The following is a 20,234-nucleotide window of genomic DNA, read 5'->3' on the forward strand; positions in this document are numbered from 1 at the left end:
ACTCCCCCGCTGTCCGGGGCCGTGGCACATCGCAGAGCCGCCTGATCGGGCAGGCGGCGGGCTAGATGATCGTGATGTCGTTCATCATCTCGGACAGCGTTACATCCTCGATCAGCAGCGTATCACCACCCCCAAAATCGAAGATCACGTCGCGCCCGTCCTGTGTCGCGAGGGCGAGGGCCTGCGAGGCGGATGCAACACCCGCAACCCCGAGGTAGAGCGCGTCCTCGTTGTCCTCGAAATCCTCGATGATGTCCGCACCGCCGCCGGTTTCGAAAACGAAGACATCCGCGTCCCTGCCGCCGTCCAGCACGTCGTTTCCGGCCCCACCCGCCAGGATGTCGCGCCCGCGCCCGCCATCCAGCGTGTCGTCACCGGCGCCACCGATCAGGGTGTCATGGCCCCGGTCGCCATCCAGATCATCGTTCCCGGCGCGGCCTTCCAGACGGTTGTTGCCGTCGTTGCCATCCATGCCGTTGTTCAGGGCATTACCGATGGTGGTCAGGTTCTGATCGTTGTCGAAGCGGCTGTCGTCGAGGTGGTCGCCCATGACGAAGGACACCTCGGACCTGTGGCGGTCGAACCCCGACGCATCGCCCGCGATCACGACAAGGCCGGAGGGGTCGATTTCGTCCCAGGCATCGGTGCCGGGTGTCGGATCGGGGTCGGGCACAGGGTCCGGTTCCGGCGTTGGATCAGGTTCGGGTGTCGGATCGGGATCAGGCACCGGATCAGGCACCGGGTCGGGCTCGGGGGTTGGGTCGGGATCGGGTGTCGGATCAGGGGCGCCAGCCATCAGGTCGGCGGCGGCATAGAGGGTGCCATCGAAGACGAACCGTTCGACCGCCGTGATCGTCGTCGTCCCGTTGCCGTCCGAGACAAGGAAACCATCCGATGTCTCGGTGACGTCGTAGCTGTCCCGCGCATTGACGAAGATCACGGTGTCGATGTCGTTGTCCCCGTCGATCCGGTCGTTGCCGGGCCCCGCAAGGAACAGGTCGTCGCCCGACCCGCCATCCATCGTGTCGTTGCCGGTGCCACCCGCGATCGCATCATCGCCCGAGCTGCCCTCCAGATGGTCATCGCCCGCACCGCCGATCAGCGTATCGTCGCCTGCGCGGCCGAAGATGCGGTCGTCGCCGTCGCCGCCCTCCATCCGGTTGGCCCCGTCCCCGCCGAGCATGTTGTTGTCCAGCGCGTTGCCCATCACGTGGATGTCGTCGGCGTCGAGTGTCACGGCCTCCAACCCCGCGCCCATCACGAGGTCGACCGTGGTGATGTGCCGCTGCCAGCCGGCCCCGCCATCGACGGTGGCAAAGCCGGTCGTGTCCATCGGTGACCAGTCGATGTCCGAGCCGGGGATCACGACGGGATCGGGGTCCGGCTCCGGGTCCGGATCGGGCGCAGGGTCGGGATCGGGGTCCGGCTCGGGGTCGGGGGTCGGGTCCGGTTCCGTCGGCGTGTCCGCCAGGGGGTCTGGCACCGGGCCGAGGTCGGGCATCGCCACTTCGGCCGCATCCTCCATCAGGTCGTCGATATCGTATTCGGTTCCGCCGAAGACCGCGTCCTCGACATCCTCGACGTAGGTGACGCCGGACGCGCTGGTCACGATCAGGGTGCTGCCGGATTTCGTCACATCATAGGAAGACAGGGCCCCGGCAAAGCGGATCTCGTCATTGCCGGACCCGCCGAAGATGCGGTCCTGCCCGCCCGAGGCATGGACGGTGTCGCGCCCGGTGCCAAGATCGACCACATCGTTCCCGTCGCCTGTGTGGACGACGTCGTCCGAGGCCACGGTATAGATCACCGACCCGGCGTTGTTGCTGTGGACGGTCTCGCTCTTGTTGCTGCCGACAAGGGTGCTGAACCAGACAGTGTTGGTCGTGGGATCGGTGGGCGCGCCATAGCTGGTGCCGCCGTTGAACCAGATGGCGGGGGACATCCATGTCTGTTCGTCCGCGTTGCGCACGAGGGTGTCGACCGTGACGGTGTTGAACTGATCGCGGCCGCCGTGAAAGTTCACGTCGCGGTTGGAATAGGCCATCGTCACGTCGTTGCCGCTGGCGGTGTTCCAGCTGCCGAAGATGACGGAGTGGCGGACGTTGAGGATCTCGTCCGCGGCAAAGCTGCTGTCGTAGGTGTCGCGGATCCACAGGGCATAGCCGTTGCCGCCAGCGCCCTTGTTGTGGGTGCCGTCCATGTTGAACCCGGTGACGGTCAGGTCCCGGCTGCCGGCAAAGGTCAGGCCCTGCGACAGGGCGTCGTTGATGGTGATGTCGTGGAACGCGCCGCCCGCGACGCCGCCGACCATGACCATCGTGCCGCCCTCATGGGCGCCCTTGGTGTTGCGGAAGTTGGAGGCATCCGCCTCCCCGAAGGGGCCCTGCATCGTGAAGCCGGACACTTCGTTGTCCTCGATCAGCGTGCGCTTCTGGATGGTGGTGATCGCCGGGTCGTAATCGAACGTCAGCGGGGAATTGAACGTCACGGTGTCGCCGGACACATCCGTCACTTCGACGAGGATCGTCCGCAACTCCTTGTCCTTGCGCCAGTCGGTATCCCCGATCTCGGCAAAGAAGGCGTCGGTGTTTTCCTGAAGGATGTAGATGTAGTCCCCGGCGGCCAGATCGTGCCCGGCCTCCAGCTCGATCGAGGTGTCGCCGGCCGATGCGGGGGCGGTGATGTCGTAGGTCGCCTCGATCTCGGGGCGGTGCAATTCGTGGCCGATGCGAATGGCCGGGTCATCGCCGATCGCCGACGTGACATGGATCGTGGTCGCATCGCTGCCTGCGCCGATCAGGGAAATGCCGCTGCGGTCGATCACCACGGTCCGGTCGAAGGTATAGTCGCCCGCGGCCAGTCGGAAGGTCGTCCCGCTGCTGGCCCCGTCGATCATGCCTTGCAATTGAGAAGCAGAGGTCCCGAGCGGTACGTCCACGAAGATGTCTGGCATGAATAACTTTCCTGAGTGAGTGCGTATTCCGTATCGATCGAGCAGCCAAAGACCGTGCGTCCGCAGGCCGCGGACACAGCTTCATGCCGCCAGACATGGAAAATAGGTAAGCACCCGCCCGGAAAGGCGTGGAAAAACAAAGAGTATCTTGGTGGCAGCAAAGAACCCTCGGCCCCCACGGTAGGCAGATTACGACCGCGAGAAAAGAGGGTTATTCATTCGAATTGTGCAGAATTTCCCCGTCTCCGGAACCTGCTGCCTTTTCGGGTGCCGCAGGGCCGCATCCTGGGCGTTTCGGCCGGATCGGGGGCAATGTTCGTCCCCGTATTTTCCCGCGATGACAGCCCCCGGAATCGGTTCCCTCATTGCAAGGTCGGGGGTCATCCGGCCTCTGTTTTCGGGGTCGGTGACAGCGGCGCCATGGGGGCCAATCCGCCGAATCCGGATCGGTGTGCCTATGAAAAACGCATTAAAACAATCGTTTATTCTAATATCCGACGCGTCGATATCCAAGCTTGACAGGTTTCATTTAAATCCGAACTATAATCAATAATGGTAACAGTGTTCATATTTGAACCTGTCGGCATACGGGAGAAAACGGTCATGGCCTATGCGACGTTCACCGCCACACCTTACGGGCCGGCCCTTGGGGCCGAGATCACCGATATCGATCTGACCCGCGAACTGTCCCCGGCCACCATCGACGAGTTGCGAGCGGCGTTCCTCGAATTCCAGGTCCTGTTCTTCCGCGATCAGGACATCTCGTTCGACGATCACGAACGCGTCGCGCGGCTGTTCGGCCCGCTGGGTGAGCACGTCGGCAAGAAGACCCTGAGCAAGGCGACCGACAATCCCTACGTGCGCAAGTTCCACGCCGACGAGAATTCCCGGAAGGTCTCCGGGGATGCGTGGCACACCGACCAGAGCTGTGCACCGATCCCGCCCCTGGGCAGCATGCTGCACGTCCACACGGTCCCGCCCAACAGCGGCGGAGACACCCTGTTCGCCAGCATGTATGCCGCCTACGAGGCGCTGTCGCCGCGGATGAAAACCTATCTCGACGGGTTGACCGCGCTGCACGACGGGGCGCCGATCTTCGGGGCGGGCACGCCGTCGGCGGAACATCCCGTCGTCGTCGAACATCCCGAAACGGGTCGCAAGCTGTTGTTCGTGAACCGCGTGTTCACCACGAAGATCATCGGCCTGTCCGATCACGAAAGCCGCGCCATTCTGAACATGCTGTTCGAGCATTGCGAACGCCCCGAATGGCAGATCCGCTTTCGCTGGCGCGCCAATTCCATCGCGTTCTGGGACAACCGCTGTGTCCACCACTGCGCGATCTTCGATTACTGGCCCAACGTCCGCTCCGGCTACCGGGTGCAGATCGAGGGCACGGCCCCGCCCGTCGCGGCGGGGGCAACGCCCGCCGTCGCGGCCGAATAGGGCGTCACATGTCGCAAGCGAACACCATAGACAACGGGGATGACACGACCATGATCAGACGCATTCTTACCGGCCTCGGCCTGAGCACCGCGATCATCGCGGGCGGCACCGCCGCGATGGCCCAGAGCGAAGTCATCATCGGCGCGCGCGAATCCGGCTCCACGACCTATGTGGCGGGCGCGGCCATCGCCAGCATCGTCAGCGACGGCACGGACCTGACCGGCAAGGTGATGAGCGCGGCCGGCGCCAACGTCTGGATGCCGATGATGGACTACCGCGAAGTCGACATGGGCGTCGTCACCCACTACGAGGCCTGGCTCGGCTGGAAGGGGCAGGGGGGCTTCAACTCGGCCCATGACATCCGCGCCGTGGTCGTGGGCGGCGGCATCAATGTCGGCCTCTATGTCATGGACGACGCGCCCATCCAGTCGCGCGCCGAAATCGCCGGTCTGCGCATCGCCAGCGAATATTCCGCCTCGCCCGCCATCGGCACCTATGCCCTGGCCGAGATCGCGAATGCCGGTCTCGGCTGGGACGACATGGACGCGATCCCGCGTGCGTCGCTCTATGCCGGGCAGCGCGAGGACGTGACCGAAGGACGGCTGGACGTGTTCTATGCCTCGGTCGGATCGGGCGTGACGGGCGAACTCGACACCACGCTGGGCATCCGCTTCCTCGGCCTCGATACGTCGGATGAGGCACTGGCCCGAATGCGCGACGTCTATCCCGCGCTGGTGACCGAGGTAGAGGCGGGCCCTCCGGGGATCGATGAACCGATGTCGCTGGCCTATCTGGCGACCTACGTGGTCGGCCATGTCAACGTCTCCGAGGATACCGTCTATCAGGTGACCAAGGCGATGTACGAGAACAACGCCGACTTCACCGCCATCAACGCCAGCCTGCGTGGCTGGACGTCCGACCGGTTTGCCACCGCCGACGTGGTGATCCCCTACCACGACGGGGCCATCAGATACTTCAAGGAAGCGGGCATCTGGACCGACGAGATGCAGGCGCATCAGGACATGCTGCTGGCCGAAGCCGGCTGAGGCGTCAATCGGACAGACACGGCAATCACGGCGACGGGGTGGATCATGAAACGGCTCGAATTCTCGACTGACGAAGACGGGCCGGAGATCCACCCGACATCCCTGCCGGGACGGATCGGCAAGGCGGTGCTGCCGTGGCTGGGCATCCTGATCGCGCTCGTCGGTCTGGTCTATACCCTCGATGTCTTCGTCTATCTGAATGTCTTCCTGTATTCGGAGCAGTTCTTTGCCCTGCTCTATGGTCTGGTCTTTGCCGCCGGGTTCCTGTCGCTGCCGGTCACCAAGGGCCGGCGCGAGGCGGGGGCCAGCTGGATCGACATGGGGCTGGCCGTGGTCGGCATCGCGGTCGGCCTGTACTTCGCGATCAGCTGGGATCAGATCGTGCGCACCGCCGGCCTGCTGACAACGGAACGGACGGTGATCTCGACCATCGCGATCCTGCTTGTCCTCGAACTGACGCGCCGTGCCTTCGGCATGGCGCTGGTGATCCTGACGGGTCTGTTCATGGCCTACGCCCTGTTCAACTACATGATCCCCGGGCCCTTCGGCGGACGCGGCACGTCCTGGGCGCGGCTGTCCAGTTACGTGGTCACCGACACCAGCGCCCTTCTGGGCATGATATCCTCCGTCGTGTTCGGGATGGTCTTTGCCTTCCTTCTGTTCGGGCGCGCCCTGTTCATGACCGGGGGCGGCACCTTCTTTACCGAAGTGTCCATGGCGCTGATGGGTCATCACCGGGGCGGCCCGGCCAAGGTGGCCATCGTGGCCAGCGGCCTGTTCGGCAGCCTGTCAGGCAGCGCCTCGGGCAATGTCGTCGTCACCGGCACCATCACCATCCCGATGATGATCCGCAGCGGGTTCCGCCGGTCCACCGCAGGCGCGGTCGAGGCGGTCGCCTCCTCCGGCGGGTCGCTGCTGCCGCCGATCATGGGGGCCACGGCCTTCGTCATGGCCGAGTTCCTGCAGGTCCCCTACTACGAGATCGCGTTGGCGGCGCTGGTCCCGGCGCTGTTGTACTACGCGGCCGTGTTCATTCAGGTCGACCTCGAATCCGGGCGCCTCGGCCTGCGGGGATTGCCGCAATCCGAACTGCCCCGCATGAAGGACACGCTGATCCGGGGCTGGACGTTCCTGATCCCGCTTGCGGCGCTGATCTACTGTCTGTTCGTGATCTTCCTGTCGCCGACGAAATCCGCGCTGCTGGCGACATTGGTGGTGCTGCTGGTCAGCTTCATAGGACCGGTCAGGACCTCCCTTGCGATGTTCGTCGATATCCTGCGCGCGACGGGGCAGGGGATGGTGCAGCTGGGTCTGGTCGCGGCCATCGCGGGGGTCATCCTCGGGATCATCAACCTGACGGGCGTCGGCCTTCTGATCTCGCAGCAGGTGCTGTCGCTGGCGGGGGGGAACCTGTTCATCCTGCTGGTCCTGACCGCGCTGACCAGCATCGTGCTGGGGATGAGCATGCCGGTCACGGCGTCCTATGTCATCCTGTCGGTGCTGGCCGCGCCCGCCCTGACCGAAGCAGGGGTGGAGCCCCTGGCCGCGCATCTGTTCGTTCTGTATTTCGCGGTGCTGTCCTTTCTGACGCCGCCGGTCTGTGTCGCGGTGTTCGTGGCCGCCACGATCGCCAAGGCGCCGCCGATGGAAACCGCGTGGCAGTCGATGAAACTGGCCGTCGTGGCCTATATCGTGCCCTTCGTCTTCGTGGTCGATCCCGGCCTGCTGCTGATCGGGGCCCCTGCGATCATCGTGCTGAACATCGTCTCGGCCCTGATGGGTCTCGGCGCGATCTCGGTCGGGCTGGTCGGCCATGCGCGCGGGCCGGTCCCGCCCGTGCTGCGCGGCGCGATGATCGTGCTGGGCGTCGGCAGCTTCATGCCCGATCCGATGATCAGCATCGCGGCGATGCTGGCGGTTGCCGCGATGCTGGGCGTGCTGCTGATGCGCAAGGAAAAGGCGGCCAAGGCGGTCTGATCCACCCCGGCCCCCATGCCTGAAAGACCGCGCCCGGTTCGCACCGGGCGCGGTTCTTATCTTTGCGCGTTCAGGGCCGCCAGCACCCGCTCCGGCGTCAGCGGCAGTTCGGTCAACCGGACCCCCACCGCATCCGCGATGGCATTGGCGATGGCGGGTGCGACCGGCAGCATCGCGCCCTCGCCCATGCCCTTGGCGCCGAACGGGCCGGGGCCGTGCCCCTGTTCCTGCGTGATGGACCGGAACACCTCGGGCAGGTCCTCGGCCAGGGGGACGCGGTACATCAACGCCTCGCCGTTCACGAGGCGGGTGCCGTCATATATCATCCTCTCGAACAGGGCCTGGCCCAGCCCCATCAGGGCGGCGCCGTCGTCCTGCCCACGGCAGATCAGCTTGTGAATGGCCCGCCCGGCGTCACCGCTGACCACCAGCTTGTGAATGCGGATCTGGCCGGTTTCGCGGTCGACCGACAGGTCGACTCCGGCCCAGCCGATCTCCCAGAAGACGCTCTTGGTCTCGAGGGGGGCGGCGTGGTCGTTGGCCTGCTTGTGAAAGCCGTCACCGGTGAATTCGAACCCGGTGCCGCCGAACACCTGCATCACGATGGGGGTCAGGGGATAGGCGGTGTTGCCGCGCAGGACCTGCCAGTTTTCCAGCCGAAGCGCGTCGGCCTCGCAACCCAGGTGCTCCGCGGCCATGGCCAGCACCTGATCGCGCACCGATTGCGCGGCGCGCACCACCGCCTGTCCCATGACCGACATGCCGGAACTGGCGTTGGTGCCCTGATCGAAGGGCGTGTAGCGGGTATCGAGGGGCAGGTATTCGACCCGGTCCAGCGGTGCACCGAGGATTTCGGCCACGACCTGCCCCATGGCGGTGCGCGCGCCCTGCCCGATCTCGACCGTGCCGCACATCAGGTGGATGTCGCCGAAGGTCGATACCTTGACGCGGGCCTGCGCGGGCTTGTTGACCCCGCCGCCATCCTTGAACCCGACGGCCAGTCCGATGCCGCGATCCGGCCCGCGCGGCGCATTGTAGCCCACCTCCTCGGCCACGAGGTTCAGACCCTCGACCATGTCGCTGTCGACGCCGCTTTCGCCGGGCATCCATGCCTCGTGCAGCGGCACGAGGTTCATGGCCCGCATCTCGAAGGGGTCGATGCCGAGGCGACGGGCGATCATGTCGATCTGACTGTCTGATGCCCATGTCGCCTGCGTGCCGCCGAAACCGCGAAAGGGGCCGGCGGGGGCGGTATTCGTCATCACGCAGTCGCAGACCGACTCGACATGCTGCCACCGGTAGGGGCCGGACACCCGGTAGCCCGCCTTTTCGGCCACCAGCGGGCTGGCGTCGGAATAGGCGCCCGCATCCAGCAGGACATGCGACCTGCGCGCCACCAGCGTCCCGTCCGCCATCACCCCGGTCTTCAGGCGCAGGATCGCGGCATGCTGGGTGTTGGTCAGGAACCCTTCCTCCAGCGTCATGCAGAAGCGGACGGGACGTCCCGCCATGCGCGACAGCAGGAGGGCCAGCGGTTCGGTCTTGCAGTTGTTCTTGGACCCGAAGCCGCCGCCCACGAACGGCACCTTCACCGATATGCGGCTTTCCGGCACCTTGAAGATGCGCGACAATTCCTTGCGCAGCGGGAACGGGTTCTGACAGCTGCTCGTGACCTCAATCTCCGGCCCCTCGCGCCATTCGGCAAGGCAGACGAAGGGTTCGAGGTGAAAATGGTGCATCCGGGAAAACCGGAACTCATCCTCGAAGACGTGGTCGCATTTGTCGAAGACATCCGCCTCGCCGGTCTTGTAGGCAAACGAAAAGCAGACGTTCCTGCGCGGGCGCAGCCGGGCCGAGGCACCGGCGCCATAGGGCGGCACGATGCCCATCGGTGCGTCCGGGAACAGGTCGGCCGCGCCGTCCGACAGGGCGGTTTCGATATCGGGCACGGACGGCAGGTCGTCATAGGTGACGCGGATCGCGGCCAATGCGGCATTGGCCTGACCTTCCGTCTCGGCGGCAACGGCGGCGACGATATCGCCTTCGTAGCGCACCTTGTCCCGCGCCACGATGTCCTGATCCTTGATGAAATAGCCATAGACCGGCATCATCCCCGGATCGTCCAGATCGGCGCCGGTCAGCACCGCATGCACGCCCGGCATCCCGCGCGCGGCCCCGGCATCGATCGACGCGATGCGCGCATGGGCCCGGTCGCTGCGCAGCACCTTGGCGTGCAGCATTCCGGGTTTCGTCATGTCGGTGGTATAGCGCGCGCGGCCCGTCACCTTGGCATGGGCATCGGTGCGTTCGACATCGGCGCCGACGACGTTGAGAGGTGTCTGCAGGGTCATCTCGCGGCCTCCTTCATGCGGCGGGCGGCGTCCTCGACGGCCTCGATGATCAGGGCATATCCGGTGCAACGGCAGATGCCCGAGGAGATCCAGTCCACGATCGTCTCGCGGTCCGGGTCGGGGTGTTCATCCAGCAGGGCGCGCGCGGTCAGGATCATGCCGCTGGTGCAGAATCCGCACTGGAACGCGGATTTCGCGGCAAAGGCGGCCTGAACCGGGTCGAGGGTGCCGTCCGCCCCCTCCAACCCCTCTATGGTGCGGACCTCGCGGCCGTCGACCTGAAAGGCGAAGGTCGAACAGGCGGCGCGCGGCGTGCCGTCGACCAGCACGGTGCAGGCCCCACAGACGGTGCGCCCGCAGGCGACGCGCGTGCCCTTCATGTCCATGTCGTCGCGCAAAAGGTCGGCCAGCGTGCGCGTGGTCGCGGTGTCGAGGGTGCGGGCCTCGCCGTTCAGGGTAAAGGACAGGGCGAGGGTGCCATCATCGGATCGTGCGCTCATTGCAAGGCCTCCAGCCGGGTGATCTGTCGCGCCAGAAAGACGGCGCCGACCTGTTCGAGATGGGCATGTCCGACGCCGGGGTCGTGGAAATCGGCGGGCAGGGCGGACAGGACGGCGGCCGGGTCATCGCCGCGCGCCGCATCGGTGGTCCATGGGCGTTGCCATTCGGTCGCCAGCGACAGGCGCAGGCCGTCGTCCCGCAGGCACAGGGCCTGGGTGAATGTTGGACGCATGGACCGCTCATAATCGAGGCGCGGGGCCCCCTCCAGCGGGATGGAGACGCAGGCAAGCAGCGGCGTGCCGGACAGATCGGCCGTCCAGATGTCGCCGACCGGCAGGTCGCGCGCCCCGTCCGGCCCGATCAGATGCGCGGTGGCCCCGAGGGCATCCAGCAGGATCGAAAGCTCATAGCGCGCGCGCCGCGCCATCAGGTTGCCGCCCAGCGTCGCCTGACGCCGGATGCGCACGGTGGCGATCCTGCCCCATGCGGCAGCCAGACCGGGGATGGCATCCAGTTCCGGCAGGGCCATGACCTGATGATGCGTCAGCAGCGCGCCGAGCGTCAGCGTGGCAGGCGTTGCCCTGACCTGCCGGAGTGCGGCGATGCCGTCGATCCAGATAAGGGACGCGGGGCTGGCGCCTTCGCGCACCTGTGCAAAAAAATCGGTCCCGCCGGCATAGATGGCGGCGGGAGAGGGCGCATGTCGCAGCGCGGCGATCGCATCGGCGAGGGTGTCGGGCGACCACAGCGGCAGCGGCGGCAGGTCAGCCTGTGTCAGGGCCCGGGTTCGGGCGGCGGGCGGGTCGAACATCACGGCATACTCCCATAGCGCAGGATGCCGGGCGGGCGGTCACCCGCCCGGCGTTCGTCGTCGGCGATCAGGCGGCCACGTAGGTCACGGTCTCCGGCTCGGAGGATCCGATGACGTACCAGACGGTCGCCGCGGATGCGCCGGGATTGCGGAACCAGTGCGGGCGCCCGGCAGGCGTCTTGACCAGGTCGCGGGGGCCGAGTTCGGTCTCGACGGTTTCGCCGTCCTCTTCCCAGCCCACGATCAGCGACCCTTCGAGAACCATCAACGCATCCTCGACGTCGCGGGTGAACGGGGCGACGCCGACGCGCGACGGCACGCCCAGCATCTCCTTGCGGCAGGTGTCATGGTCCACGCCGCCGGGGCCGACATAGACCTTGCGGGTGAAACCGGCGTCTTCCCAGATCGTGTCCAGCTCGGCGTGGCGCACGACGTATTGCGACATCAACTGCTGCAGCGGATGGCTGCCCTTGCGGTCGAAGGGCATCGTCTTGCCCGGCAGCGCCCCGAAGGAGCGGGCGAGTTCCGGCGCGTGTTCCTTGGGGTGGTAGTGGTATTTCGGCGGCAATGGCTTGCCCACGTCAACCGAGATCGACATCACGACCGGCTCGGGCCCGTCGACGCGGAAGCCGTGGCCGATCTCGCGGGCGTTCAGGATCATGTCCTTGGGGCCGAGGTTCACCTCGACCACCTCACCATCCTTTTCCCAACCGACGATCAGCGCGCCGTCGATGATCAGGAAGCTCTCCTCGATCTCGTGGCTGTGGCAGGCGGCATATTTGCCGGTTTCCTTGTAGATCAGCGACAGGGTGAAGTTGTCGGGCTTGAGGGTGCTGGTATCGCCCACCTTGGGCGATCCGCCGGCACCGATATAGCGCATCTGCGCACGGGCGAGGTCGGGAAAGCCGCTGTTGGACGGAAAGGCGTCCCAGTCGAACTTCTTGTCGGTAAAACGCCCGGTCTGCGAGGCGAGCTCTTCGGCCAGCGTGGTGGCGGGGGATTGCACGTTCATCGGAGGCTCCTGTGGAATGTCATTGACCCGAGCCTAGGAAGCGGATGTTTTGCCGGGAAGAACGCGTTTTACGGGCAAAGCAGAGCGAGGACCGCGATGAACAGCGAACCGGGGCAGGACCGCTATACCGTGCCGGGCCTTCTGCGTGGTCTGCGCGTGTTGGAGGCCTTTTCCCCCGACCGGCCGGAAATGAGCCTGGCGCAGATCGCCGCGGCACTCGGCACCACGCGGTCGGCGGCGTTCCGGACCGTCTACACGTTGCAGGCGGCGGGCTGTCTTCTGCACAACGAACGGCGGCACACCTACATGCTGGGGCCTGCGGTCCTGCGCCTGACGCGCGGCTATCTGCCCACCCGCGAGGCGGTCGAACTGGCCTTGCCGGAACTCGAACGGCTGAGCGAGGCGACCGGATGGTCCGGGCATCTGGGCGTGCTGGAGGAAACGTCCGTGCTCTACCTGCTGCGGGTGTCGGGGCAGGGGACGCGCAATTCCATCGTGCATGTCGGATCGCGCCTGCCCGCGCGGACCACCAGCCTCGGACGCGTCCTGCTGGCGGGTCTGGGCGAACGGGCGCTGGCGGCCCTGTTCCGACGGGTCGACGAAGGGATGCCCGCGGCGCAGATGGCCGCGCTGCTGGAACGCGCGCGGGACGATGCGGCGCGGGGGATCGTGGTGCATGTGGGGGACTTCGAAGCCGGGATCGCCGCCGTCGCCGCCCCCCTGCGCGATCTGACCGGGGGCGTCGTGGCCGCGATCAGCCTGACGGCCCCCGCGCAGACCCGCGGGCAGGAGGCGGTGCCGGCCGAGGTGCGCGCCGCCCTCGATGCCTCGGCCCGGCGATTGTCGCGCATGCTGGGGGCGTCGGGGGCCGACCTCGACTAGGGCGCGACATGCGCGACGGCGTCCACCTCCACCAACAGGTCGGGGGCGACGAAGGCCGTGACGGCCACCATCGTGGCAGCGGGCAGCGGGGCCTGGGCAAAGACCTCGCGCCGGGCCTGCGCCACGGCGGCCTTCTGGCTCATGTCCGTGACATAGACGGTGATCCTGACGACATCGCCCGCGGTGCCGCCCGCCGCCTCGACCAGCGCGACGACACGGCGCAGCGCGGTGCGCGCCTGTTCCAGCATATCGGCCGGCACCGGCCCCGCGCCGCCCGCATGCATGCCCGAGACATACAGGATACCGTCGCGCAGCACCGCGTTCGAGAACAGGCCCGGCACCGGGTCCGGCACGTCCGGCGCAGTCACGGCCCGACCGGTCATGATGCGGCCTTGCGGGCATCGGCCTCGCGGGTCAGGCGTTCGCGCACCGGCACGAAGTCGTAGGTCGCAAAGAACTCGGTGGTGAACACGCCCCAGGCGCGCCTCTCGATTTCGACGTTGACGCGCGGCAGGATCTCGGGCGGCATCCGCAAGGTCACGATCTGGCCGATGCCCATGACGACGTTCCAGCTGACGATCTCGGCGCCCTCGGGGGGAAAGCCGTGCCACCAGTCCTCTGCCTCAAGGTGCGCCTGGATCTGTTCGAGGTTCTTGGTCTGATCGTGCTTCAAAAACACGGTAAGCATCACCGTTTCGGTCATTTTCTAGTCTCCTCGATGCACCGCGGAGATGGTCCGGGCGGCTGTTACAAAAATTTCTTGATTAAGGTACCTGATGGTGACAGGCTGTCAAATGAGAACATCACGTTCGTATTTGAACACTTGGAGGGAACATGCCCCAGGATCCCGCGCTTGGTCAGCAATCGAAGGGCCGCGCCCTTTCGGACGCGGAACGGGCCTTCGCCAACGCCCTTGAACGCATCTACGAGACCGGTTGCCATGACTTCGCCGAGGTCGCGGAAAAGCTGAACTCGGCGGGCGCCGCGCGGCCGTCCGGCAAGGACGGGCCCTGGACCCTCGCGGTGTTCGAGGAGGAACTGAAAGCCATCAACGCATCGCACGACGCCGCCCACGCCGCCCACGGCATCGGCGCCTGAACCGGAAGGGGTTTTGACATGTTGGACAAGACAAGCACCCGAGACCGCGTGGACGACTACCTGAACGATGGCCTTGGCGGCCTGTGGGTTCCGGTCGCGGTTTCGGTCCAGGTCAAGCCGGGCGCGTCGCTGGCCCGCCGGGTGATGAACGAGAACCTCGTGCTGTGGCGCGATGCCGGTGGCAAGCTGCGCTGCGTCGAGGATTTCTGCCCCCACCGCGGGGCCAAGCTGTCGCTGGGCGAGGTGCAGGAGGGCAATATCGCCTGCCGCTACCATGGCGTGACCGTCGATGGCACCGGCACCGTGGTCAAGGTGCCCGCGATGCCCGATTGCGCCCTCGAAGGTCGCAAGGCCCTGACCGCCTATGAGGTCGCCGAAGCGGGCGGCGCGATCTTCATCTACATCCCCTCGGCCGACCGCCCCGAGGCACCCGAATTCTCGCCGCCCGAGGAATTCGTCAGCGACGAATGGGAAGTCTTTCCCTGCATGACCCACTGGGATTGCAACTACCGCCTGTCGCTCGACAACGCCGCCGACCCGATGCACGCCAGCTATCTTCACGCCGACAGCTTCACGCTGGCCTACGGTGCCAAGCAGGACACCATGAAGCTGGACCGCACCGACGACGGGTTCGTGATCGAACGAGTCAACCAGAAGGGCGTCAACTTCGACTGGACCGAGGTGGTCGTGGACGAATCGACGATGTATTTCCGCCTCGACATTCCCTATCCCGATGGCGCGGGACCCGGCGGCCCGTTCCGCATCATCGGCTTCGCCACCGCCATCGACGAGGACACGCACTACAGCTTCTTCTGGCGCTGCCGCAAGGTTCAGGGGCTGGCGCGCGAAAGCTGGCGCTTCCTCTACCGGGCGTTCCTCGAAGACCGCCATTGGCACGTGCTGGAACAGGACCGCGTGATGCTGGAATCCATCCCGTCGGATTCGCGGCGCCGGGAGATGCTGTATCAGCATGACATCGGCGTCTCGCGCCTGCGACAGATGATGGTCCGCCGCGCGAAGGAGCATTTCAAGGCACTGGATGCCGCCGAGGCGGACGCCAGCGGAAAGATCTCTGCGTGACACCCGCCGTGGTCCACCCCCTGCCGGACCTCGTCCCGGTGTCGCCGGACGACATCGCGACGGTTCTGACCACGCCGCATGCCCACAAGTCCGCGCATGACCTGCGCGGGCGGCGGGTGACGGGGGCGCTGGACCTGTCGGGGGCCATGCTGGGCGGTTTCGACATGACCGGGTCCGTGTTCGAGGGCCCGGTGCGTTGCGACGACGTGGTCTTTGCCGGCCTGACGTGGCTGCGCGGGTGCCGGTTCCTTGGCGGTTTCTCGGGCCGCGCGGCACAATTCGCGCAGGACGCGCGGTTCGACGACAGCATGTTCACCGGCACCTTCGACATGTCGGGGGCCTCGTTCCTCGGCCAGATGGTTCTGGATGGGGCCCACGTCGAGGGCGCGGCCTTCCTCGATGACCTCGAGGTGCTGGGCAGCCTGTCTTTGGGCCGCACCGCATTCGACGGCCCCGTGTCCCTCGAGGGGACCGAAGCCCTTGGCGGTCTCTGGGCGGACCGCACCGCCTTCCGCAACCGCCTGACCGCCACGGGCATGGAAATCCATGGCCGCAACTGGACCCGGGGTGCGCGCTTTGCCACCGGCCTGCCGCTGCCGCTCCAGGCGCTCAGCTATGGCTACGTCTGGTCCTGAAGGAGTGACGCGATGACCTCGAACCTCGATTTCGCACAGGTGACCAAGTCGTTCACCGATGCCAAGACCGGCACCACCGTCACCGCGGTGGACGGGATGACCTTTTCCATCGCCGCGGGTGAACGGGTGGCCGTCGTCGGGCCCTCGGGCTGCGGCAAGTCCACGATCCTGAACATGGCGTCCGGCCTGTATCAGCCCACGCGGGGCGAGGTTCTGATCGACGGCAGGCCGGTCACCGCACCGCGCCCCGAGGTCGGCTTCATGCTGCAGAAGGATCTGCTGCTGCCCTGGCGCAGCATCGTCGAGAACGTCGAATTCGGGCTGGAGGAACGGCCCCTGTCCAAGGCCGATCGCCGCAAACGCGCGTTGGAGGAACTGACGCGCATGCAGCTGGGCGAATTCGCGGACAGCTATCCGCACCAGCTGTCGGGCGGCATGCGGCAACGCGCGGCGCTTGCGCGCACGCTGGCCATCGACCCCGAGGTCGTCCTGCTGGATGAACCCTTCTCCGCCCTCGACGCGCAGACCAAGCTGATCCTGCAACGCCATTTCGCGCGCACCCTTGCGCGCAGCGGCGTCACCTGCGTGCTGATCACCCACGACCTGAACGAGGCGGTGATCATGGCCGATCGCGTCATCGTCCTGTCGGGCCGCCCCGGTCGCGTGATCGACGATTTCCGCATCGAACTGGACGAACCGGTCGACCCCCTGACACGCAAGTTCGACCCGGCCTCCGCCGTCTATGCCCGCCGCCTGTTCGACCTGCTGCATCTCGGCGACGACGACGAGATGGTCGCCTGACCGACAAGACCAAGACACGAAAACCAACACTCAACCGGGGAAGTCATACCATGCTGAAACGCCTTATCGCATCCACGCTGCTGGCTGCGTCCGCCTTGGCCGCGCCAGCCACGGCACAGGACCTTGAAAAGGTCACCTATCTGTATCCCGCCCCCGATTTCCTGCCGGCCTTCACGCCGTTTCAGATCGCACGGGCCAAGGGCTACTACGAGGAAGAAGGCCTCGATGTGGACTGGCAGGTCGGGCAGGGCGGCGCGGACGTGGCCAAGCAGGTCGCCGTCGGCAACGCCGACCTCGGCGGCGCCATCGGCGACACCCCGATCATCGTGCGCGCCAACGGCCTGCCGGTGAAGGGCGTTCTGCTGCTGGGGGGCAGCGCGCTGACGCAGCTGGTCATCCGCGACGACAGCGGCGCGACCGACATGGCGGGCCTTGCGGGCAAGCGGGTCGGCGTGATGGCCTATCAGGACACCACCTACTACAACTTCCTCGGCGCGATGGCCGCTTCGGAGATGGACGCGGACAGCGTCGACGTGCAGGCCGTCGGCCCCGCCGGCATGGTGCAGCTGATGATCTCGGGCGATCTCGACGCGATCTCGGGCACCCCCGACTGGACCGCCTCGATCGAAGCGGCGGGCGTCCCGGTGACCGTTCTCGCGATCAACGACATGTTCCCGGCCATGGCACAGGCCGTGCTTGCCTCGGACAGGACCGTCGCCGAACGCCCCGAGATCGTCGGCGCCTTCGTTGCCGCGACCCTGCGCGGGCTGGACGACGTGATGACCGACCCCGCCGGGTCCGCCGAGGTGCTGGCCGCCGCCTTGCCGCAGTTCGAGGGCAAGGCCGCCTTCCTGCAGGACGTGATGGAGCGGTATGGCACGCTGGTCTATGCGACCGAGGCCCCCACACAGGTCGGCGCCTTCGATCCTGCCCGCGTGCAGGCCGTCGCGGATTTCTATCTGGCCAATGACATCGTGGCCGAGACGATGGACATCGACGACTATTTCACCAACCAGTTCATTCCGGCCGCAGAATGACACAGGCGGGGCAAGACACACTCGCGGCGCCGGCCGCGCCGGCCGGGACGCGTCCCATGCTGACACGCGTGTTCGCATCCCTGGCCTGGGGCGAACTGGCGGTGATCGCCGCCGTCGGGATTACCTTCCTCGCCCTCTGGGAGGTCTTGCCCCGCGCCCTCGACGTGCCGAAATACATCATCCCGACCTTCAGCGACTGCATCGCGGAAATGGGACGGATGTGGCGGCGCAACGACCTGCTGGGCCATTTCCTGTCGACGCTGGTCTGGTCGGTAATCGGCTTCTTCATCGGCAGCCTGATGGGCGCGGGGGCCGGGTATCTTCTGGGGCTCAGCCGGATGTGGGAACGCGTCCTGTCGCCCTATATCCTTGCGCTGCAGATCGCGCCAAAGGTCGCCTTCGCGCCGCTGTTCATCATGTGGTTCGGGTACAATTCCCTGCCGAAGCTGCTGGTTACCGTGCTGGTGGTGTTCTTCCCGATCCTCGTCAACGTCCTGCAATCGATGAAGACGGTGGACCGCGATCTGGTCAACCTCGCGCGGGTCTATTCGATGTCGCGCCTGACCGTGTTCCGCAAGATCGAGCTTCCGTCCTCCCTGCCGAACCTGTTCGCGGGTCTGCGCATCGGGGCGACGCTGGCGGTGATCGGCATCACCGTGGGCGAACTGGTGGGCGGCAACACCGGCCTCGGGTTCCTGATCACCTTCGGCGAGGGGCAGGCCAATACGGCCATGGTGTTCAACGCGATCCTGTTGCTGACGGTGATCGGCATCCTGATGTATTTCGCCGTCGCCGCCGTCGAGAAGCGGGTGCTGCATTACCTCGAACGGACGGACGGATGACGGCCATGCGCGACAGGGCCGGCTTTGTGCGGGGGCGTGCGGCGGCGGTGTCCTACCTGCGCCGCGCAGGGCCCGGACCGGCGTTGCTGTGCCTGCACGGCATCGGCTCGCGCGGCAGCAGTTTCGACGCGCTCCTGCCGCATCTGCCGGCCGATTGGAACGTGATCGCATGGGATGCGCCCGGTTACGGCACGTCGGACCCGCTGGCGCGGGACTGGCCCGTCGCGGCCGATTACGCCGGCGCTGCGCTGAGGCTGATGGATGCGCTCGGGCTGGACCGGGTTGTGGTGCTGGGCCATTCGCTGGGTACATTGATGGGGGCGGCACTGGCCGTGCAGGCACCGGGGCGCGTGTCGCGCCTGTTCCTGACGTCCTGTGCCGCGGGACACGGGGCCCGCGCGGGCGGCCCGCTGTCACCCGCCGCCGCCTCGCGGTTGTCGGCGTTGGACCGCGACGGGGCGGCCGCGTTTTCCGCCGCCCGCGCGCCGCGCCTTCTGGCCGATCCGGATGGCCCCGCGCGGGCCGGCGTCATCGCGGACATGGCCGCAATCCGCATGCCGGGATACGGTCAGGCCGTGCGCATGCTGGCCTCGGGCCGACTGACCGCCGACCTTGCGCAGGTCCGCCAGCCGACCACCCTGATCTGGGGCGATGGCGACATCGTCACCCCGCGCGATCAGACCGACCGCGCCGCCGCAGCCCTTGGCGGTGCGCCCGTCATCACCATCGAAAACGCGGGCCATGCCCTGCACGCCGAAGCCCCGCGCGCCGTCGCGGAGGCGATCGCCGCCGCCTGCGTGACCTCTCCAATTCCAGAAAGGATCTCGACATGACCGAACAGGTTCGGGCCGGACATCTGCGCGGCATCGTGATGCGCGCGCCGAAAATGACGGCCACCAAGGAGTTCTACGTCGACAGCTGGGGCCTGACCATCGCCGCCGAGGAAGACGGCGCCGTCTACCTTGCGGCCACGGGGGCGGAACCTTTCGTCTACGGCCTGACCGACGGCAAGGATTTCGGCATCGAGTATATCCACATGGGCATGCCCGACCGCGCCGGGATCGACGCGCTGCATGCCCAGGTGGTGGCCAAGGGCGCGCATGTGCCGATGGCGCCCTGCGATCTGGACGGCCCCTTCGGCGGCTACGGTTTCGAGGTGCTGGACCCCGATTTCCGCCGCCTGCGGTTCAGCTGCGACCTGCGGATGCGCCCGTCCGAGCCGCGCTTCGCCTATCCCCGCAAGGTCACGCATTGCGTTCTCAACACCCCCGACATGGAGGCGACCGAGGCGTGGTACGCCGATGTCCTCGGCTTTCGCATCTCGGATTATTCCGCCAACGAGATGGTGTTCCTGCGCTCCGCCTCGGACATGGAAACCTCGGACCACCACTGCATCGCGCTGGTCCGCGCGCCATATGCCAGCATCAACCACGTCGCCTTCGAGATGGCGGGCATCGACGATTACATGCGCGGCATCGGCCGGATGCGGCAGAAGGGTCTGACCGTGACATGGGGGCCGGGCCGTCATGGGCCGGGCGACAACCCGTTCGCCTATTTCGTCTCGCCCTCGGGTTTCGTGATCGAGTTCACCTCCGAAGTCCTGCAAATCGACGAGGAGACGCACGAAGCGCAGGTCTGGCCCCGCGACGTGCCCGAAAAGATGGATCAGTGGATGACCGCAGGTCCGCCCACCCCCGCGCAGCGCGCGGTGATGATGGGCCGCCCCGATGCGGGCTTCCCCCCCCGCAAGGCGGCGGAATAACAG

General features: G+C 66.6%; 19 protein-coding genes. 12 read left to right on the forward strand and 7 right to left on the reverse strand.

Going from position 1 to position 20,234, the window contains the following annotated elements; genetic code table 11:
• Positions 1-61: 61 nt before the first annotated feature.
• Positions 62-2,953: a calcium-binding protein gene (locus V6N07_RS17040; RefSeq protein ID WP_371158003.1), complete on the reverse strand. Its 2,892-nt coding sequence runs from the start codon at positions 2,951-2,953 to the stop codon at positions 62-64.
• 603 nt (positions 2,954-3,556) lie between these two features.
• On the opposite strand from V6N07_RS17040, the gene V6N07_RS17045 reads away from it, so the two are divergent.
• The 3 genes from V6N07_RS17045 to V6N07_RS17055 are packed head-to-tail and all read left to right on the forward strand — an operon-like array spanning position 3,557 to position 7,419.
• Positions 3,557-4,396 (forward strand): TauD/TfdA dioxygenase family protein, encoded by an 840-nt coding sequence (locus V6N07_RS17045; RefSeq protein WP_371158005.1) that lies wholly within the window; start codon positions 3,557-3,559, stop codon positions 4,394-4,396.
• A gap of 50 nt (positions 4,397-4,446) precedes the next feature.
• Positions 4,447-5,442: a TAXI family TRAP transporter solute-binding subunit gene (locus tag V6N07_RS17050; protein ID WP_371158007.1), complete on the forward strand. Its 996-nt coding sequence runs from the start codon at positions 4,447-4,449 to the stop codon at positions 5,440-5,442.
• Between the two features lie 45 nt (positions 5,443-5,487).
• Positions 5,488-7,419: a TRAP transporter permease gene (locus V6N07_RS17055; RefSeq protein WP_371158008.1), complete on the forward strand. Its 1,932-nt coding sequence runs from the start codon at positions 5,488-5,490 to the stop codon at positions 7,417-7,419.
• A 56-nt stretch (positions 7,420-7,475) separates the two neighbouring features.
• On the opposite strand, the gene V6N07_RS17060 is transcribed toward V6N07_RS17055, so the two are convergent.
• From V6N07_RS17060 to V6N07_RS17075, 4 genes are all read right to left on the reverse strand, one after another.
• On the reverse strand, positions 7,476-9,770 hold the full coding sequence (locus V6N07_RS17060; RefSeq protein ID WP_371158010.1) for a xanthine dehydrogenase family protein molybdopterin-binding subunit: 2,295 nt from the start codon (positions 9,768-9,770) through the stop codon (positions 7,476-7,478).
• The gene (locus V6N07_RS17065; RefSeq protein ID WP_371158011.1) at positions 9,767-10,270 is read right to left on the reverse strand and encodes a (2Fe-2S)-binding protein; all 504 of its coding nucleotides are present in this window, start codon (positions 10,268-10,270) and stop codon (positions 9,767-9,769) included. The genes V6N07_RS17060 and V6N07_RS17065 overlap by 4 nt, the downstream gene beginning before the upstream one ends.
• Entirely contained in the window at positions 10,267-11,082 is an 816-nt protein-coding gene (locus tag V6N07_RS17070) for a xanthine dehydrogenase family protein subunit M (protein ID WP_371158013.1), read from the reverse strand. Before V6N07_RS17070 ends, V6N07_RS17065 begins: the two co-directional genes overlap by 4 nt.
• Positions 11,083-11,149: 67 nt before the next feature.
• Entirely contained in the window at positions 11,150-12,094 is a 945-nt protein-coding gene (locus tag V6N07_RS17075) for a cupin domain-containing protein (RefSeq protein ID WP_371158015.1), read from the reverse strand.
• A 96-nt stretch (positions 12,095-12,190) separates the two neighbouring features.
• Between V6N07_RS17075 and V6N07_RS17080 the strand changes: the two genes are divergently transcribed.
• A complete protein-coding gene (locus V6N07_RS17080) occupies positions 12,191-12,976 on the forward strand; it encodes an IclR family transcriptional regulator (protein WP_371158017.1) in 786 nt (261 codons plus the stop codon).
• Here the strand turns inward: V6N07_RS17080 and V6N07_RS17085 are convergent.
• Together V6N07_RS17085 and V6N07_RS17090 are read right to left on the reverse strand one after the other, a co-directional pair.
• Positions 12,973-13,359: a RidA family protein gene (locus tag V6N07_RS17085; RefSeq protein WP_371158019.1), complete on the reverse strand. Its 387-nt coding sequence runs from the start codon at positions 13,357-13,359 to the stop codon at positions 12,973-12,975. The two genes, V6N07_RS17080 and V6N07_RS17085, sit on opposite strands and share 4 nt — an antisense overlap.
• A complete protein-coding gene (locus V6N07_RS17090) occupies positions 13,356-13,679 on the reverse strand; it encodes a hypothetical protein (protein ID WP_371158020.1) in 324 nt (107 codons plus the stop codon). The genes V6N07_RS17085 and V6N07_RS17090 overlap by 4 nt, the downstream gene beginning before the upstream one ends.
• Before the next feature lie 131 nt (positions 13,680-13,810).
• Between V6N07_RS17090 and V6N07_RS17095 the strand changes: the two genes are divergently transcribed.
• The 8 genes from V6N07_RS17095 to V6N07_RS17130 are packed head-to-tail and all read left to right on the forward strand — an operon-like array spanning position 13,811 to position 20,231.
• On the forward strand, positions 13,811-14,074 hold the full coding sequence (locus V6N07_RS17095; RefSeq protein WP_371158022.1) for a recombinase-like helix-turn-helix domain-containing protein: 264 nt from the start codon (positions 13,811-13,813) through the stop codon (positions 14,072-14,074).
• 18 nt (positions 14,075-14,092) lie between these two features.
• A complete protein-coding gene (locus V6N07_RS17100; RefSeq protein WP_371158024.1) occupies positions 14,093-15,154 on the forward strand; it encodes a Rieske 2Fe-2S domain-containing protein in 1,062 nt (353 codons plus the stop codon).
• An 8-nt stretch (positions 15,155-15,162) separates the two neighbouring features.
• On the forward strand, positions 15,163-15,789 hold the full coding sequence (locus tag V6N07_RS17105) for a hypothetical protein (RefSeq protein WP_371158026.1): 627 nt from the start codon (positions 15,163-15,165) through the stop codon (positions 15,787-15,789).
• Between the two features lie 12 nt (positions 15,790-15,801).
• Positions 15,802-16,590, forward strand: coding sequence for an ABC transporter ATP-binding protein (locus tag V6N07_RS17110; RefSeq protein ID WP_371158028.1), 789 nt, complete (start codon positions 15,802-15,804; stop codon positions 16,588-16,590).
• 50 nt (positions 16,591-16,640) lie between these two features.
• The gene (locus tag V6N07_RS17115; protein WP_371158030.1) at positions 16,641-17,627 is read left to right on the forward strand and encodes an ABC transporter substrate-binding protein; all 987 of its coding nucleotides are present in this window, start codon (positions 16,641-16,643) and stop codon (positions 17,625-17,627) included.
• Positions 17,628-17,683: 56 nt separating this feature from the next.
• Entirely contained in the window at positions 17,684-18,469 is a 786-nt protein-coding gene (locus V6N07_RS17120; protein WP_371158032.1) for an ABC transporter permease, read from the forward strand.
• Positions 18,470-18,474: 5 nt separating this feature from the next.
• Positions 18,475-19,302, forward strand: coding sequence for an alpha/beta fold hydrolase (locus tag V6N07_RS17125; protein WP_371158034.1), 828 nt, complete (start codon positions 18,475-18,477; stop codon positions 19,300-19,302).
• Positions 19,299-20,231 (forward strand): VOC family protein, encoded by a 933-nt coding sequence (locus V6N07_RS17130; protein WP_371158036.1) that lies wholly within the window; start codon positions 19,299-19,301, stop codon positions 20,229-20,231. Before V6N07_RS17125 ends, V6N07_RS17130 begins: the two co-directional genes overlap by 4 nt.
• The last annotated feature ends 3 nt before the right edge of the window (positions 20,232-20,234 follow it).

Source organism: Jannaschia sp. 2305UL9-9 (assembly GCF_041403465.1).
GTDB lineage: Bacteria > Pseudomonadota > Alphaproteobacteria > Rhodobacterales > Rhodobacteraceae > Jannaschia.